The sequence below is a fragment of the Streptacidiphilus sp. PAMC 29251 genome (genome assembly GCF_054208735.2).
This window is the reverse complement of sequence record NZ_CM135725.2, coordinates 8136093-8150738: the sequence shown is the minus strand read 5'-3', so window position 1 is coordinate 8150738 and position 14646 is coordinate 8136093. Positions and strand designations below refer to the sequence as shown.

Genomic DNA, 14646 nt, shown 5'->3' with positions numbered 1-14646 from the left:
ACGCGGACCTGCCGTCGGCGATGTCGAGGCCAGCTTCCGCGAACGCTGGCAGGACCCGGCCCCGCTCAGCCGTAGCCCCCTGAGCCGCCTGCGTCAACTCGTCGACCGCGAGGACACCAAAGCCAGCCCGCTGCCCGCCCAACTCCCCGACCCGGCCCCGCGCGGCACAGCAACGGTGCAGGTCCTGCGTACCTACCCGGCGCTGCGCCACGGCTACCCCTTCGCCCCGCATGGGGAACGCAGCATCGCCCGCGCCTACCGCAAGGCCCTGACCCGGGCCCGGGCGCTGATCTACCTGGAGGACCAGTACCTATGGTCCGCCGAGATCGTCACCAGCTTCGCCCAGGCCCTGGCCGCCCAGCCACAGCTACGTATGATCGCCGTCCTGCCCGCCTTCCCGGACCAGGACGGGAAGCTGTCAGGGCCGATGAACCTCCTGGGCCGCATCCAAGCCCTGGACCTGCTCCACCGGGCCGGCGGAGAACGATTCGCCCCCTACAGCCTGGAGAACCACACCGGCACCCCCGTCTACGTCCACGCCAAGGCCTGCGTCATCGACGACGTCTGGGCCTCGGTGGGCTCCGACAACGTCAACCGCCGCTCCTGGACCCACGACTCCGAACTCAGCTGCGCCATCCTGGACGACCGGCTCGACCCCCGCGAACCCCGCGACCCGGCCGGCCTGGGCGACGGCGCCCGCAGCTACGCCCGCAACCTGCGCCTGCGGCTGAACCGCGAACACCTCGACCAAAACCCGCCCGCGGACCTGGCCGCCGCGGACCCGCTGTGCGACCCCGCCACCGCCTTCGATGCCTTCGCCACCACGGCGGCAATGCTGGACCAGTGGCACCGCACCGGCCGCCAAGGCCAGCGACCGCCCGGCCGGCTACGGCGCTACGCCACCCCCCAGCTGACACCCCTGGCAACCATCCTGGCCACAGTCCCCGCACGCCTGGTCGCCGACCCCGACGGCCGGCCGCGAGCCATGCGCAGGCAGAACGCCTATTGACGGCGCGCTCTGCCGGACGCCCGCGCAGATCCGTTCGAGCCCGTCACGACGGACGCATGAACGAGTTTCTGCCGACTCACGCGGTGAGCAGTGCCGCTGTGAAGATCTGTGTGTCGCCGGTACGGGTGTCGGTCCAGATTGGATAGATGGTCCTGCCTGCTCCGGCAAGGCCTTGGTAGTTGCCGAGCCAGCGGGTGCTGCCGGTATAGACGGCCTGGACGGGATCGAAGGACTGGCTAGTGACGCGTTGCGGCAGCCCGAAGGCGACCCGCCCGGGCTCGGAGAGGTAGAGCAGGACGTCGACACGGGCCTGGGCGATGGACAGTGCGTAGACCGAGACCGCGATCCGGCCCAGGTCGTCGACGGCGAGCTGGGGCTGAAGGAAGACGGTCTTCCGACTGGTGGCCACGGCCCCTGGTGCGCTCCAGGTGCGTCCGTGGTCGGCGGAGGCGCACAGCAGGATCTGCGAGGTTCCGGTGGCGTCGTTCCAGTCGGTGATCGCAGCGACCACGACAGCGCCACCAGGCGCGGCGGCGATCGCCGGACCGCTCTTGGCAGTCACCGGTCTCAGATCGGGTGCCGCGCTGCCGATCCGGACCAGTTCGGTCGGCGCCCCGAAGCTGCGGCCACGGTCGGTGGACGACAGGGCCCGCACGGTGATGTCACCGCAGGCGTCGGCCACGAGGTACACGACGCTCACCGACCCGTCGGCCCCGGCAGCGGCCACCGGGGATGCGGCCTGCGCCCCTGCGTCCGCGTCGAGATGACGGGGCTGCTCGAAACTGCGGCCTCCGTCGTGGGAACAGGCCAACACCACCCCGTCATCCGCGGTGCCGTAGAGCCTGCCGGCCACGTAGAGGCAGGGCGGTGACGCGGCGGACGCAGGGTCGATCGTGAGCGAGGGGTGGTCGGTCAGGCCACCGCTGCCCGGGATCGCGATGACCGGCGGCCGGAAGCTGCGGCCCCCGTCGGCTGTGGCCCACAGGTGCGCGTCGCCGCGTCGAGTCGCCCCGTTCGCCACAACGCCGCACACGAATCCTTGGCCCCGTTCGTCGAAGGACACGCTGGCGTTGCCGTCCGAGTCCGCGGCCCGGCCCGGTAGCAACCCGGTGCCGGACCAGGTAGCGCCTGCGTCGAAGGACGCGTAGGCGGCGATGCCGATCAACGGTCCCTCGAAGACCCGGCATGCTGCGAGCAGGTTGTTCCGGTTGCGCGGGTTCACCGCGAGGGACGGTTCGATGTGCGCGGTGAACCGGTCCCCGGTGACTTGCACGTTCGTGGGCACCCTTGGTGGGACAAGCGTTCCCGCAGCCGCGTCACCAACCGTCATGCGGACCACTCCTATCGCTGACACGGCCATGAACACCCGGCACGGTACGACGGATCAGCAAGTCCATGAGATACCCCTTCTGTGGAAGAAGCGGCGCGCCGCCACCATCTCCCGGTCCTGCCTCTACAGTGCCGGGACCAGCTGTGCTGCGGAGTCCGCCTGAAGTCTCGGTCGCCCCCGGACACTTCCCCTACTACGGAACCGCAGGACGAGGACTCACACTGCGGACCGCCCCTCGATCTTCTTGGAAAACCGCGCCGGGGTACTGCTGCAGCAGAAGGGGCCCGTCATCAGACTTTGTACGGTCAGGTGACCAAGCAGTGCGTCCTGCAAGCGGCCCTGGACCCCCGCATCCGCCTACGACAAACGTCGACACGGATGCGGCGGCCGACGGCCGTGCTGAGCCGGCCCTGCAGATGACGCAACACAAACGTGTCCGCAGTTGGAGACGCCGAGGACCCAGCTCAGGGACGACGCGCAACCCTCCCCGGAACTCCTTGCCCCTGGCTAGTGCGGTGACCGGGTGACTTCGCCGGGTCGGTGGGCTATGCGACGGCGAGGAGGGGGCGTCCGCCCCAGCGGATGCCCTTCTCGCTGCGGATGCGGGCGCGTTCGCGGCGTTGGGCGGCCAGGACGTCGGGATGGCGGGCGTGGGTGTTGCGCCAGCGCAGGTAGGCGTGCAGGGCCCGGGTCTGGACGGTGTGGTTCGGGTGGTGGGAGTTGGCCAGGGTGAACTGACGCAGGGGCCCGAAGTGGGCCTCGATCGGGTCGGCCCAGGAGGCGTTGGTCGGGGTGAAGCACAGTTCGACCTGGTACTTCTTCGCCCAGGTGCGGATCTTGGTGCCCTTGTGGGCGGACAGATTGTCCATGATCACGTGTATCGGTGCGCCGTCGGGTCGCGCGGCCCGGATTGACTTGAGCGCGGCCAGGGAGTTCACGCCGCTCTTGTGGCGGCGGTTGACGCCCCACAGGGTGTCGGTGCCCACCGAGTAGCAGCCGTGGAAGTAGGTCACGCCGTGGGTGCGGTGGTAGGTGGCCGGCAGCCGGTTCGGGCGGCCGGACGGTGCCCAGCCGGACCCGGCGGTGGGGCGGATGCCGAGCGGTCCGAACTCGTCGAACGCGAAGACGCGCCCGGGTGCGTGCTCCAGCAGGTACTCGATGCGGTCGAGCTTGGTGTCGTAGTGGGGATCGGTGGACTCCTTCCAGGTGCTGGTGCGCTGGAAGGTGACGCCGCGTCGGGCGAGCAGGCATCGCAGGGCCTCGCGTCGCAGGCCGATGGCCCGTCCCGGGACGGTGGGCAGGTAGTCGGCGAGTTTGCGCAAGGACCAGTGGGTGAAGGGCTGGCCCAGGCGGGTGGGTCGGGTGGTGGCCGTCTTGACGACGAAGTCCTCGTCGTCAGGGCTGAGCTGGCGGGGACGGCCTCCCGCCCACTGAGGGTCCAGTGCGGCCAGGCCGATCTCGTTGAACCGGTGGATGACGTCGCGCACGGTGTCCTCGTCGGCCGCCACCAGCTGGGCGATGACCGGGACCCGGTTGCCTCCGGCCGAGGCCAGCAGCATCATCGCGCGCCGGTAGCGCACCGTGTTCATGGTGCCGCGCCGCACGATCTGCTGCAGCTTCTGGCCCTCCTGGTCGGATAACCGACGGACCCTGACTGGCTCTGCCACCACGCCTCCGCGAAGCCGGAAAAGTTGAAGCCCAACAGTCCACCGTCCCACACCCCACCAACCCGGCGAAGTCACCCGGTCACCGCACTAGTTGAGCAGGGCGGAGCTCCGGAGAACGCCATTGCGGTATGTACCGCCAACGCGCGGGGAGTCCCGGCCCTGTACTGGCCTCACTCAGGCGGGCTGGCTGCCCAGGGCGACGGCGACGGTGGGGTACGTCGTGATGACCGCATCGACGCCGGTCATTTCCAGGACGCCCTGAACCCGGTGCGTGGCCGCAGCCAACGCTAGAGAACCCTGCTCTTGCTTGGCGCGAGCCAGCGCACGGATGAGGGCATTGATGCCGGAGGAGTCGCAAAAGTCCACTGCCGCCATATCCAGGACCAGGTGATGCGCACCGTCCTGGACCAGGTCGGCCAGGGCCCGTTCCAGCGCGGGGCTGGTGTCGTAGTCCATAGCGCCGCTGACCTGGACCACAGCCAGCGCGCCGTCGCGCTGAACGGTGAAGGACAGTTCTGGGGTCATGAACGGAGCGCTCCCGCGGGTGAGGTAGGGGTGACCGCTCGCCGGTAGTCAACCGGTGGGCGTGCTGTCCCAAGGATCGCGGATGACCCGACCGCGGGGCCAGTGTGCTGTCTGGCCAGTAAGTATGGACTCACGCCACCAAAGCCGCTCTCTTGTTCGAGCATCGAGGCGGAAGGTCGGGGAAGGTGCACTATTCGGCACCCATATGACTCGAACCGATCAACGGGGAACCAGCCATGGACCACCACCCCCGCCCTCCCAGGCCACCTTCCACCTGGCCGGGCCTCGGGTCGCGCAGCACTCAAGCGAGGACGGCCCCCGGGCGTCCGCAGAATGATTTGCCCCGTGTGCCCGCAGCGTCGCGACTGCCCATTCCTGCTGTGGTGCTCGGTGTGCCTACTGCTGGGTGTCGCGGTCCTTGATCCATCTTCATGTGTACCGAATGTGTACTGCGATCACCCCAGTCGTCGTCAGCACGGTCAAGTAGCTGTCGCTTCCTAGGTGTTGGTCTGATCCATGTGGGTGATCTCCGCCCCAAGGGGAGCGGTACTCGCCTTCGGGGCCATCAGACATCCAGAGACTGCCCTGACCTGGGCATTTTCGTTGACCTTGCCCACGAGTACTGCGCACAGTGGGCGTATCTCATACCCACCCGAGATGTCCGATACGCCCTGAAAAAATGTCCTACTTTGGGCCGCCTTCGGGATTCGAACCCGAGACCTACGCATTACGAGGACTTAGCATGCAAACCTCTGACCTGCACAAACGTAGCTGACATACCGCCTGACCTGCGAAAATCCCTCTCACTGACTCTCGCCGATCCTCGTCGTTTCTCGTCATCATGTGTACTGTATCCGTACCTCGGAGCAGACCACCGCAAGGCCCGGGAGAGCCGAATGAGCTGGTTCGAGGCGCCCATCCAAACACCCTGCCAGCATCCCACAGGCTCTCCGGAGCCACCGATCCGGCAGCGCCGGGGAGACGATGATCAGGAAGATGTTGGCGTGGTCCAGCCGCCGCAGGAGCGCATCGCCTCGCGGACCCCATGTCCCACGGTGGTGGATCCGACTGGTTCCGAACAGCAGCAGAGCCGAGGGTGCGAACACCGAACACGCCACTGCCCGGCTGTCGAGCGCGCCACAGCGAACTGGACGATGCCGCCGACCAGCGCGAGGGGGAACATGCCGGCGTGCAACCAGCCGCGCGTCCTGGGCTTCAACAAGGCCGCCGCGTGCTGCACGCCGCCGTCCGGGCCGGGGGCTCCCTGCCCCGCAGTCAGCCGTCCGGTCGTGCCGGCGGGCGGTTCGTCAGCGGGGGTGCGCAGGGTGCCGGGTGCGGCGCCGGAGTGGGGCTGGGGCTGCTGTCCGTGCGCCGACGGCTGGGTGTCTTGGGTGGTCATGTGCTCACGCTGCGGGTCGGTGGTGTTCGGCGTTGATGCGCTGGGCTTCTTCGAGCTGGTCTTCGAGGATGACGATGCGGCAGGCGGCCTCGATCGAGGTGCCCTGGTCGACCAGTTCGCGGGCGCGGGCGGCGATGCGCAGTTGGTAGCGGGAGTAGCGGCGGTGGCCGCCGGTGGAGCGCAGTGGGGTGATGAGGCGGGCGTCGCCGATGGCGCGCAGGAAGCCCTGGGTGGTACCGAGCATCTCGGCGGCGCGGCCCATCGTGTAGGCGGGGTAGTCGTCGTCATCGAGACGCCCGAAGGAGTCGCCTGCTGTCATCTGTCCCTCTTTCTGTACAACGCGTGGAGGGGCCCTGGCGCCATCTGGCACCAGGGCCCCGAAGGAACTGATACACCATCTGCCAGCCCTGGAACTGCGCCGGCCCTCTGTTTCCGCGGGCCCACCCGGGGGTTGGGGGGCGTTGCGGGGATCGCGGTTGCTTGACCTCAGACCACCTCACTATCGATGTCCTGCGGTACCCGGGCTCAGTACGTCCGCCCGGGCGATCCTGATGATGCCTGGTTCCTCCGTTCGTCCCTCTGGGATCGATCACTTGCGTACTGCGGTACTGCTCTCATGCGTACTGCTTGTGTTGCGAACTGCACGGTGACCTGTCGCAGCGCCACTCTTCGACAGCCAGCCCCGTCGCCCTACCTGCACCTGCTCGGGTTGGAACCCCACTGCCGAACCCTCTCTGACAGTCTCGACTGAGACGTCCGGTTCGTCCGGGTTAGTCTGGATGGGCGAGACAGGAGATTCCCGGCATGGCTTCCAATACCACCACCTCACGCACAGCCCCGAGCCCGACCCGGCCCCGCGGCCGAAGCGGCGCACGTTCACGGCGGAATACAAGCTGCGGATCGTCGCTGAGTACGATGCCGCCCCCAGCGGGGAGAAGGGCGCGGTCCTGCGCCGCGAGCGGTTGTACCACTCGCACATCATCGAGTGGCGGGCCGCGCGAGACGCCGGAGCGATGGCCACGCTCGCCGACCGGCGGACCTCGCCCGCACGCCCCAAGAGGCCCGCCGAAGCAGCCGAGGCCGAGCGGCTGCGCAAGAGGCTGGCCGTCGTGGAACGGGAGCTGGCGCAGAAGGACGCCGCCCTGGAGCTGCTGGGAAAAGCTTCCGCACTCTTGGAACTGCTCTCCAAGAGTGCGGGCTGAAAGCCGAGGCCGAGCAGGTCGCCGACGAGCTCTTCCAGTCGCTGGAGCGGGAGTTGAACACCACTGCGGCCTGCCGGCTGACCGGTCGCTCACGGGCCACGCACTACCGTCGGCTCAACCCGCCCCCGCCGCGCGAGCGCGCTCCGCGCCCCTCGCCGCCCTCAGCTCTGGCTCCGGCGGAGCGCGCGCGGATCCTGGCACTGATGAACAGCCCGGCCTATGCCGAACTGGCACCTGCCCAGATCTGGGCGCGCGAACTGGACGAGGGCCGCTACTACTGCTCAGTGCGCACGATGTACCGGATCCTGGAGGCCCAGGGCCAGACCGGCGAGCGCCGCCGCCAGGCCACCCACGCCGCCAAGTCCATCCCCGAACTCGTGGCCACCGCCCCCTCGCAGGTCTTCAGTTGGGACATCACCAAACTGGCCGGACCAGACAAGGGCATCTGGTACCACGCCTACGTCATCATCGACATCTTCAGCCGCTACGTCGTCGGCTACACCGTGGAGATGGCCGAATCGGCCGAGCGCGCCGAGGAGTTGATCAGCGAGACCGTCGAACGCAACGGCATCGCCCCCGAGCACCTGCACGCGGACCGCGGCACCTCGATGACCAGCAAGAAAGTCTCGCAGTTGCTCATCGATCTGGGCGTGACGCGCTCGCACTCGCGCCCCAAGGTCTCGAATGACAACCCGTACAGCGAAAGCCAGTTCAAAACCACGAAGTACATGGCCGACTACCCGGCGCGGTTCGACTCCCTGAACCACGCACGCGAGTGGTTCGACTCATTCATTGCCTATTACAACCATGAGCATCGCCATTCGGGCATCGGGCTGCACACGCCTGCGTCCGTGCACTTCGGCACCGCCGGCCAAGTCCAGGACCAGCGCGCCGTCACGCTCAACGAGGCATACGCCCGCCACCCCGAACGCTTCGCCCGCCGCCCCCGCCCGCCCAAGATCCCCGATCAGGCGTGGATCAACGACCCCGCCAAACGCAGAGAACCCGAATCAGCACAACAGAGCGCATAACCGTACGAACGTCTCATTTGACTTGACACGTTCCGGAACCTCCCGGTGCGCGCGTCCGCAGCCGACGCCTTCACCGAGGTACCGCTCACTCAACTTCACCGCTGCGTACTGCCAACTGCACCTGCCAGTACTTCACTTCTTACTGCGGTTCTGCCTGGTAGCGGCCCCTGATCACTGCGGGCCACCCGGTCCGGTCGTCAGTCCCGTCGCCGTCCTGCAACTGCTCTGGCTCCGGAACTCCACCACCGCACCGCCCTGCACATGCACTTACTCGCACCACTGCCCGGCAGTTCGCATCTGCCAGGCCCTGCTGTCTTCTTGGCTACGAGAGAAACCATAACCACACCACGAGCCAATGTCTACTCCAGCCGCCATAGATTTTTCAGTGCCCGAGCCAGAGGTAACCTGCCGCACCTACCGAGGGGCACACTGTGCATATGCCGTCTTCCCGCACCCTTGCGGACGGGTCGATTCGCAGGGATCACTGCTCGACTTCGGGCAGGCTGCTGTCGGCGGGACCGGCGGAACCCCCGCCGGTACGCCTTTCACTTCGGGGGCTGCCATGGGCTACGGCCAGGCCGGTAGGAAGCGGCCCGCGATCTGGCCCTGCGGCGCCGGGCGCACGCCGTGAGCGTCCTGCTTCTGGACAGCGAGGACGTGGCGTGGTTCCGCGACGGCCTCACCGGTGCCCCGGCGGCAGCCTCGCGGCTGGCCGGACGGGTCGGGCTGAGTGAGCACCGGGCCGGCGAGGTCGCCCTGGCGGTGTCCGAGGCCGCCTCCAACCTGTACAAGCACGCGGTAGCCGGGTCGATCGTGCTGAGAATCGTGCGGAATGAAGAACGCGCCGGGATCGAATTCCTGGCCATGGACACCGGGCCCGGTATGGCGGACGTGGCCGCGTCGATGCGCGACGGCCGCTCGACCGCCGGCACGCTGGGCATCGGACTGGGCATGATCGCCCGGCTCGCGGACACCTTCGACCTGCACTCCATCCCCGGCCAGGGAACCGTCATGCTGGCGCGCTTCTGGCCACGGGACGCCGGTAGACCCACCGCGTCCAGCGGTGGGCCGGCGCAATCCGTGGTGGAAGGAGTGACCCGGCCCATCAGCGGAGGCCAGGAGTGCGGGGACAGCTGGGCAGCACGCTGGGACGATGCCGCGAGATCAGCGCCCAGGCTTCACCTGCCCAACACCGGGGTGGACCCGCAGGCCGGTGTTCCGGACCCGGCCGCGCCAAGGAGCGACCGGCCCCCCGGGAAACCCGCGTCTGCCGCATCCGACTCGCGCCGGGCGATCCTGGTGATGCTCTGTGACGGTCTGGGCCACGGCCCCCTGGCGCAGCTGGCCGCCCAGGCCGCGATCCGCGCCTTCCGCAGCAGCAGGTGCCGATCACCCGACGAGGCCCTCCAGGAGATCCACCAGGCCCTGTCCGGCACACGGGGCGCCGCTGTGGCCGTGGCACGCATCGAACCAGACCAGAAGCGGGTGCTCTTCTGCGCGGTGGGCAACATCGCCGCCGCCGTGGTGACGCCCGCATCCAAGACCAGCCTGCCCTCGGTATCCGGGACCGCCGGACACCAGGCAGCGACCGTGCGCGCCTCCTCCCACTCCCTACCACCCGGCAGCGCACTGGTCATGCACTCCGACGGCTTGACCGAGCGATGGAGACCTCAGGAACTTCCCGGACTCCTCCAGCACTCCCCCGCCGTGATCGCGGGCCAGCTCCTGCGCACCGCCGGCAAGTACCACGACGACGCCTCCATCGTTGTGGCCAAAGGCATGTGGTGAGCACGCCACTTCGGGCGGAGCCGGCCAGCCTGTGATACGGCCGGCTCCAAGCCGTCAGGAATCGGTGAAATCGGTCAAACCTCATCGCCGACAGGACACGACCGTCACCCTTGTCCTCTGACATCCAATCGAGGCGTTTGACAGCGAACCTGGTCGTGAGGGGTGAGCGCACTGGGCGCGTTGTGGCCATACTGCTGAGGCTGACCGGGCCGCGCTACGTCGCCTTGCCGACCGACATGGCGACAACGGCCCTCCCCGGTCTCCCCACCGGCAGGGAATCCCGCGGGCAGGGGGCTGCGTCGGGATCGAACATGGTCCCGGCTGCGCACGCCGCCTTCCCCACGCCGCACCTGAGGCAATGCGCGGTTGTCCCCCCGCCGCTGCCTAACCTGGAGCATGGCCATCCACCTGAGGCCGCCGTCGCCTAGGCCCCGATCACTGTCCGCCTGCCGCGAGTACCTGCGCGACTCGTTCTGGTTCGCGCCCGCACTCGCGTGCCTGGTGGCTGTGGTCCTGGTTCCTTTGACCGCGAGCCTGGATTCCTGGGCGGTCCACGACGCCCGCAGTGCTGGTGACCCGGCGGATCTATTGACCTTCACTGCCGCCGCCAAGGGCTCCAGGTGCCGGTAGCGCCGCCTCTCCGTGGACGGCCAAAGTGTGAGCCTCACGTCCGAAGGAGCTGCGGGCAGCAGGTACCCCAGTTCAGATCCGCTCACCTCCGCACGCGCAGCACAGACCCAAACCAGACAGGAAATCTACTCCGGCAAAAGTAGACAGCTCTCCTATGCCTGGTTAATATTCTTCCTGCAGTCAGCGCAGGACGCACCCATCGGGGAATGCCGGTGGACGAAGCATGGGCAGTATCCAGAATGAGTTGGCCGGACCCGGTCACCAGGCAGTGCGCGGGGTGCCGGTTCGGTTGCAGATCCTGTCGGGGTCCCGGTGTCTCCTCGCATCGGGGCCCTTAGCACGCAGCCGCCCCGATCCGTGTTCCGGATCCCGCAAGGCGCCCGATCGCGCCGAGCACAAAGGCTTCGGCTTCGCTGGCATGCCTCACCTCGCATCTGCGGCGCCCGGGCCCGGAAGGACGCCGGGCAACGTGTACGACGGCCGCTCGTTCCCGTGCGAGCTGCCCAGCACTGAGCGCTCGGACCCCTTGGACCAGATGGGATTATGGCCGGATGGACATCCGCAGCAGGAACAACGTGACGGTCACCGGCCCGGCGGATGGGCCGGTGTTGGTGCTGGCGCACGGGTTCGGCTGCGACCAGAACATGTGGCGCCTGATCGTGCCGACCCTGGCGCAGCACTACCGGGTGGTGTTGTTCGACTACGTGGGCTCCGGCGGTTCGGATCTGTCCGCCTGGAGCCAGGAGCGTTACTCCTCGCTCCAGGGCTATGCCCAGGATGTGGTGGAGGTCTGCGAGGAACTGGATCTAGCGGGTGCCGTGTTCGTGGGGCACTCGGTCAGCGCCATGGTGGGGGTGCTGGCTGCGCAGATGGCGCCGCGGCGGATCCGGGCGCTGGTGATGGTGGCTCCCTCGCCGCGGTACATCGACGACGGCGCGTACCGCGGCGGCTTCACGGCCGAGGACATCGAGGAACTGCTGGCCTCGCTGGAGTCGAACTACCTGGGGTGGTCCTCCGCGATGGCCCCGGTGATCATGGCTAATCCGGAGCGGCCGGAGCTGGGGCAGGAGCTGACCAACAGCTTCTGCGCCACCGACCCGGACATGGCCCGGGTCTTCGCCCGCACCACCTTCCTGTCCGACAGCCGCGAGGATCTGGCGAGCGTGACGGTGCCCACCCTGGTCCTGGAGTGCTCCCAGGACGTGATCGCACCCCGCGAGGTGGGCGCATACGTGCACGCCGCGATCCCGTCGTCACACCTGATCACCCTGGACGCCACGGGGCACTGCCCGCAGTTGAGCGCGCCGGAAGCCACCAGCGAAGCGATCCTCGGCTTCCTGGCAGACCAGCGGTGATGTGCCGCACCGGCGAGGAGGCCGGTGAGGGCGGGGAGCCGGCGGGTGCCGGGGACGCGGCGGGCACCGATGCCGCGTTCAGTGCGCTGCTGGAGGACAGTGCCGAGGAACTGTACGAGTCGGCTCCCTGCGGGTACCTGTCGACGCTGATGGACGGCACCATCGCCAAGATCAACACCACCCTACTGGACTGGCTCGGACTGCAGCGCGGCGCGGTGGTGGGCCAGATGCGCTTCACCGATCTGCTCACCGTCGGCGGGAAGCTCTACCACGAGACGCACTTCGCACCACTGCTGCGCATGCAGGGCGAACTGCGCGGCATCGCCCTGGAGTTGAAAGGCGCCGACGGGCACCGTCTGCCCGTGCTGGTCACCTCCAGGGTCAAGCACAGCGATGAGGGTGAGCCGCTGCTGATCCGCACCACCGTCTTCGACGCCACCGACCGGCGCGCCTACGAGCAAGAACTCCTGCGCCGCCGACAGGACGCCGACCAGGCCCGCGCCGAGGCCGAGCAGGCGCGCGCCGAAGCGGAGGAAGCCCGGCGACAGGCCGAGGCGGAACGGGAACGGCTGGCCGACGCGCTCGCCGTGCTGCAGCAGTCCCTCCTACCCGCCACCCTGCCCCGCGTGCCGGGCCTGGAAGCGGCCGCCCACTACCACACCGCCTCCCTGGACCGTCTCGGCGGCGACTTCTACGACCTGTTCCCCCTGGGCCAGGGCCGGTGGGCGTTCTTCCTCGGCGACGTGTGCGGCAAAGGCCCCCAAGCAGCCGCCCTGACCTCACTGACCCGCTACGCCCTACGAGCCGCAGCTCTCCACGACCCCGAGCCGACTACCGCCCTGACCACGCTGAACACCATCCTGTACGAGCGGTACGGCGCCAGCGGTGACCCCCGCTTCTGCACCGCGATCTTCGGCGTCATCGAACCCGCCGTCGACCACGGCCACGCCACCGTCCGCCTCGCCTCCGGCGGCCACCCGCCCGCCCTGGTACTCCGCGCCGACGGCCGCACCCAGGCCCTCGCCACTCCCGGAGGACTCCTCGTCGGCGCCCTGCCCACCGCCCCGTTCAGCACCGCGCAGACCACCCTGCTCCCCGGCGACACCCTGCTGCTCTACACCGACGGCCTCACCGAGGCCCGCACCGGCCCCACCCGCCAAAGCCTCTTCGGCGACGACGCCCTCCGCGCCTTCGCCACCGACCACGCCCCCGCCACCGCCCACGGGCTGATCACCGCGCTGACCGGGCTCCTGGCGAGCTTCGGCGAGGGCCTGAACGACGACACCGCCCTGCTCGCACTCGGCCTCCCCGCCACCAATCCCACTCCCACGCAGTAGCGAACCACCTGTGATGAGCCCGCTGAACCTCACCCACCGCGACACCGCCACCGGACCCGTTCTGCACGTGTCCGGCGCACTCGACTTCGAACACGCCCCAAGGCTGCGTGCTCGGGTCGAGGGGCTTGACCTGAGCCCGGGCCAGAATCTGGTCATCGACCTGTCCGGCCTGGACTTCTGCGACTCCACCGGCATCACCGCCCTACTGGCCGCACGCCAGTACGCCCAAGCTGCCGGCGCCGACGTGATCCTGGCCGCCGTCCCCGCCGACACCCTGCGCATCCTCACGATCGTCGGCCTGCACCACGTCTTCACCATCCACCCCGCAAGCGAGACCGCCTGATCTCCGCGCTACCGCGGCGGCAACCACCCCAGGGACACGTCCTCAGAACACGGCCTGCAGCGATGGTGTCCGGGCTCCGATTCCCGCGCGTGCAGCAGCCGAAACGGGTGAATCCGAGCAGGTCAACAAGCGCGTTTGCGCGATCGACCACAGGGCGGGAGCGGCGCCAGGAGGATGATAACTATGGGTCCGGTACTTCTTGTTCTACTGCTCGCGCTGATCCTGGGCGGCGCAGGCTTCGCTCTGCACATCCTGTGGTGGATCGCGATCGTGGTCCTGGTCCTGTGGGCCCTGGGCTTCGTGTTCCGCGGCGCCAACTCCGGCGGCGGCAGGGGCCGCTGGTACCGCTGGTAGCCACAACTGAACCGCGCCCGCTGCGCCGCCCGCCTTCCCGGCGGCCGGCGCAGCGGCATATTCCGACGCTGTCGGCGCTTGTATGCAGTGGCGTGTGTGTGCATTTGGGTGATTGGTGCGCATCGAGCGCCGAATGGTTGATTTCCGTCCCCTAGTTCGGGAAGGCGGGAGGTACGACACCTTCCCCCTCATGAGAGGAGCTGCGGCGCATGAGCCCGTCCCAGGAACCTTTCCCTGCCACTCCTCGGCACGCCAGCTACGCGCTGCATGGCCTGCACGGCTCCGTCGGCGCGGCCCGCGACCTCACCAGAGTGTTCTTCACCGGCCCGAACGAGACGCTGCCCGAAGCTGTCATGGGCGATGTGCTGCTGGTGGTCAGCGAACTCGTCTCCAACGCCGTGCGCCATGCCCCGGGACCGTGCACGCTCAGCCTGACGCAGGACCACAAGCAGGTGATCATCGCGGTCACCGACAATGTCGCTTCCCTCCCGGTCCCCCGCACCGCTGACCTGTCCAGCGGAACCGGCGGCTTCGGGTGGCACCTCCTGAGGAACCTGGCCCGACACGTGCGCATCACCGCCCGGGCGGACGGAAAGACCATCACTGCCATCCTGCCGCGCCTCGTGCTCGCCGGAATCTGAACACCCTTTCGGCCTCGGCACAGCGGACCTCACTT

The 14646-nt window shown here is 68.6% G+C and carries 13 protein-coding genes and 1 pseudogene; 9 read left to right on the top strand and 5 right to left on the bottom strand.

Annotation, left to right across the window (positions count from 1 at the left end; genetic code table 11):
• Positions 1-175 precede the first annotated feature (175 nt).
• Positions 176-1009 carry a phospholipase D-like domain-containing protein gene (locus ACXKR8_RS38630; protein WP_462100013.1) on the top strand — a complete coding sequence of 278 codons (834 nt, stop codon included), beginning with the start codon at positions 176-178 and terminating at the stop codon, positions 1007-1009.
• A gap of 76 nt (positions 1010-1085) precedes the next feature.
• Here the strand turns inward: ACXKR8_RS38630 and ACXKR8_RS38625 are convergent, their stop codons facing one another.
• The 5 genes and pseudogenes from ACXKR8_RS38625 to ACXKR8_RS38605 all read right to left on the bottom strand — a co-directional run bounded on the left by ACXKR8_RS38625 (position 1086) and on the right by ACXKR8_RS38605 (position 6249).
• Complete coding sequence (locus ACXKR8_RS38625) at positions 1086-2282, bottom strand: sialidase family protein (protein WP_458269182.1); 1197 nt, start codon at positions 2280-2282, stop codon at positions 1086-1088.
• A gap of 602 nt (positions 2283-2884) precedes the next feature.
• Entirely contained in the window at positions 2885-4006 is a 1122-nt protein-coding gene (locus ACXKR8_RS38620) for an IS630 family transposase (protein WP_458269181.1), read from the bottom strand.
• Between the two features lie 174 nt (positions 4007-4180).
• On the bottom strand, positions 4181-4531 hold the full coding sequence (locus ACXKR8_RS38615; protein WP_458269180.1) for an STAS domain-containing protein: 351 nt from the start codon (positions 4529-4531) through the stop codon (positions 4181-4183).
• Positions 4532-5496: 965 nt separating this feature from the next.
• Positions 5497-5930, bottom strand: a pseudogene (locus ACXKR8_RS38610) (hemolysin III family protein); the annotation flags it as partial.
• Between the two features lie 4 nt (positions 5931-5934).
• Positions 5935-6249 (bottom strand): MerR family transcriptional regulator, encoded by a 315-nt coding sequence (locus ACXKR8_RS38605; protein WP_458269179.1) that lies wholly within the window; start codon positions 6247-6249, stop codon positions 5935-5937.
• 460 nt (positions 6250-6709) lie between these two features.
• On the opposite strand from ACXKR8_RS38605, the gene ACXKR8_RS38600 reads away from it, so the two are divergent.
• The 8 genes from ACXKR8_RS38600 (at position 6710) to ACXKR8_RS38565 (ending at position 14611) form a co-directional block, all read left to right on the top strand.
• Positions 6710-7132, top strand: a complete 423-nt coding sequence (locus ACXKR8_RS38600) for a transposase (protein WP_462100012.1) — start codon at positions 6710-6712, stop codon at positions 7130-7132.
• Complete coding sequence (locus ACXKR8_RS38595; protein ID WP_458274906.1) at positions 7129-8163, top strand: IS3 family transposase; 1035 nt, start codon at positions 7129-7131, stop codon at positions 8161-8163. Before ACXKR8_RS38600 ends, ACXKR8_RS38595 begins: the two co-directional genes overlap by 4 nt.
• A 627-nt stretch (positions 8164-8790) precedes the next feature.
• Complete coding sequence (locus tag ACXKR8_RS38590) at positions 8791-9951, top strand: SpoIIE family protein phosphatase (protein WP_458269178.1); 1161 nt, start codon at positions 8791-8793, stop codon at positions 9949-9951.
• A gap of 1181 nt (positions 9952-11132) precedes the next feature.
• Complete coding sequence (locus ACXKR8_RS38585; protein ID WP_458269177.1) at positions 11133-11936, top strand: alpha/beta fold hydrolase; 804 nt, start codon at positions 11133-11135, stop codon at positions 11934-11936.
• Positions 11936-13273, top strand: a complete 1338-nt coding sequence (locus tag ACXKR8_RS38580) for a SpoIIE family protein phosphatase (protein ID WP_458269176.1) — start codon at positions 11936-11938, stop codon at positions 13271-13273. The genes ACXKR8_RS38585 and ACXKR8_RS38580 overlap by 1 nt, the downstream gene beginning before the upstream one ends.
• 13 nt (positions 13274-13286) lie before the next feature.
• Positions 13287-13616 (top strand): STAS domain-containing protein, encoded by a 330-nt coding sequence (locus tag ACXKR8_RS38575; protein WP_458269175.1) that lies wholly within the window; start codon positions 13287-13289, stop codon positions 13614-13616.
• A 183-nt stretch (positions 13617-13799) separates the two neighbouring features.
• Complete coding sequence (locus ACXKR8_RS38570; protein ID WP_458269174.1) at positions 13800-13970, top strand: DUF5670 family protein; 171 nt, start codon at positions 13800-13802, stop codon at positions 13968-13970.
• 209 nt (positions 13971-14179) lie between these two features.
• Positions 14180-14611, top strand: coding sequence for an ATP-binding protein (locus ACXKR8_RS38565; protein ID WP_458269173.1), 432 nt, complete (start codon positions 14180-14182; stop codon positions 14609-14611).
• Positions 14612-14646: the final 35 nt, after the last annotated feature.

Bases quoted from the DNA above. Each gene is read 5' to 3' on its own strand.
- ACXKR8_RS38615 (WP_458269180.1), bottom strand. From the start codon at position 4,531: ATGACCCCAGAACTGTCCTTCACCGTTCAGCGCGACGGCGCGCTGGCT.
- ACXKR8_RS38605 (WP_458269179.1), bottom strand. From the start codon at position 6,249: ATGACAGCAGGCGACTCCTTCGGGCGTCTCGATGACGACGACTACCCC.
- ACXKR8_RS38600 (WP_462100012.1), top strand. From the start codon at position 6,710: ATGGGCGAGACAGGAGATTCCCGGCATGGCTTCCAATACCACCACCTC.
- ACXKR8_RS38585 (WP_458269177.1), top strand. From the start codon at position 11,133: ATGGACATCCGCAGCAGGAACAACGTGACGGTCACCGGCCCGGCGGAT.
- ACXKR8_RS38580 (WP_458269176.1), top strand. From the start codon at position 11,936: ATGTGCCGCACCGGCGAGGAGGCCGGTGAGGGCGGGGAGCCGGCGGGT.
- ACXKR8_RS38575 (WP_458269175.1), top strand. From the start codon at position 13,287: ATGAGCCCGCTGAACCTCACCCACCGCGACACCGCCACCGGACCCGTT.
- ACXKR8_RS38570 (WP_458269174.1), top strand. From the start codon at position 13,800: ATGGGTCCGGTACTTCTTGTTCTACTGCTCGCGCTGATCCTGGGCGGC.
- ACXKR8_RS38565 (WP_458269173.1), top strand. From the start codon at position 14,180: ATGAGCCCGTCCCAGGAACCTTTCCCTGCCACTCCTCGGCACGCCAGC.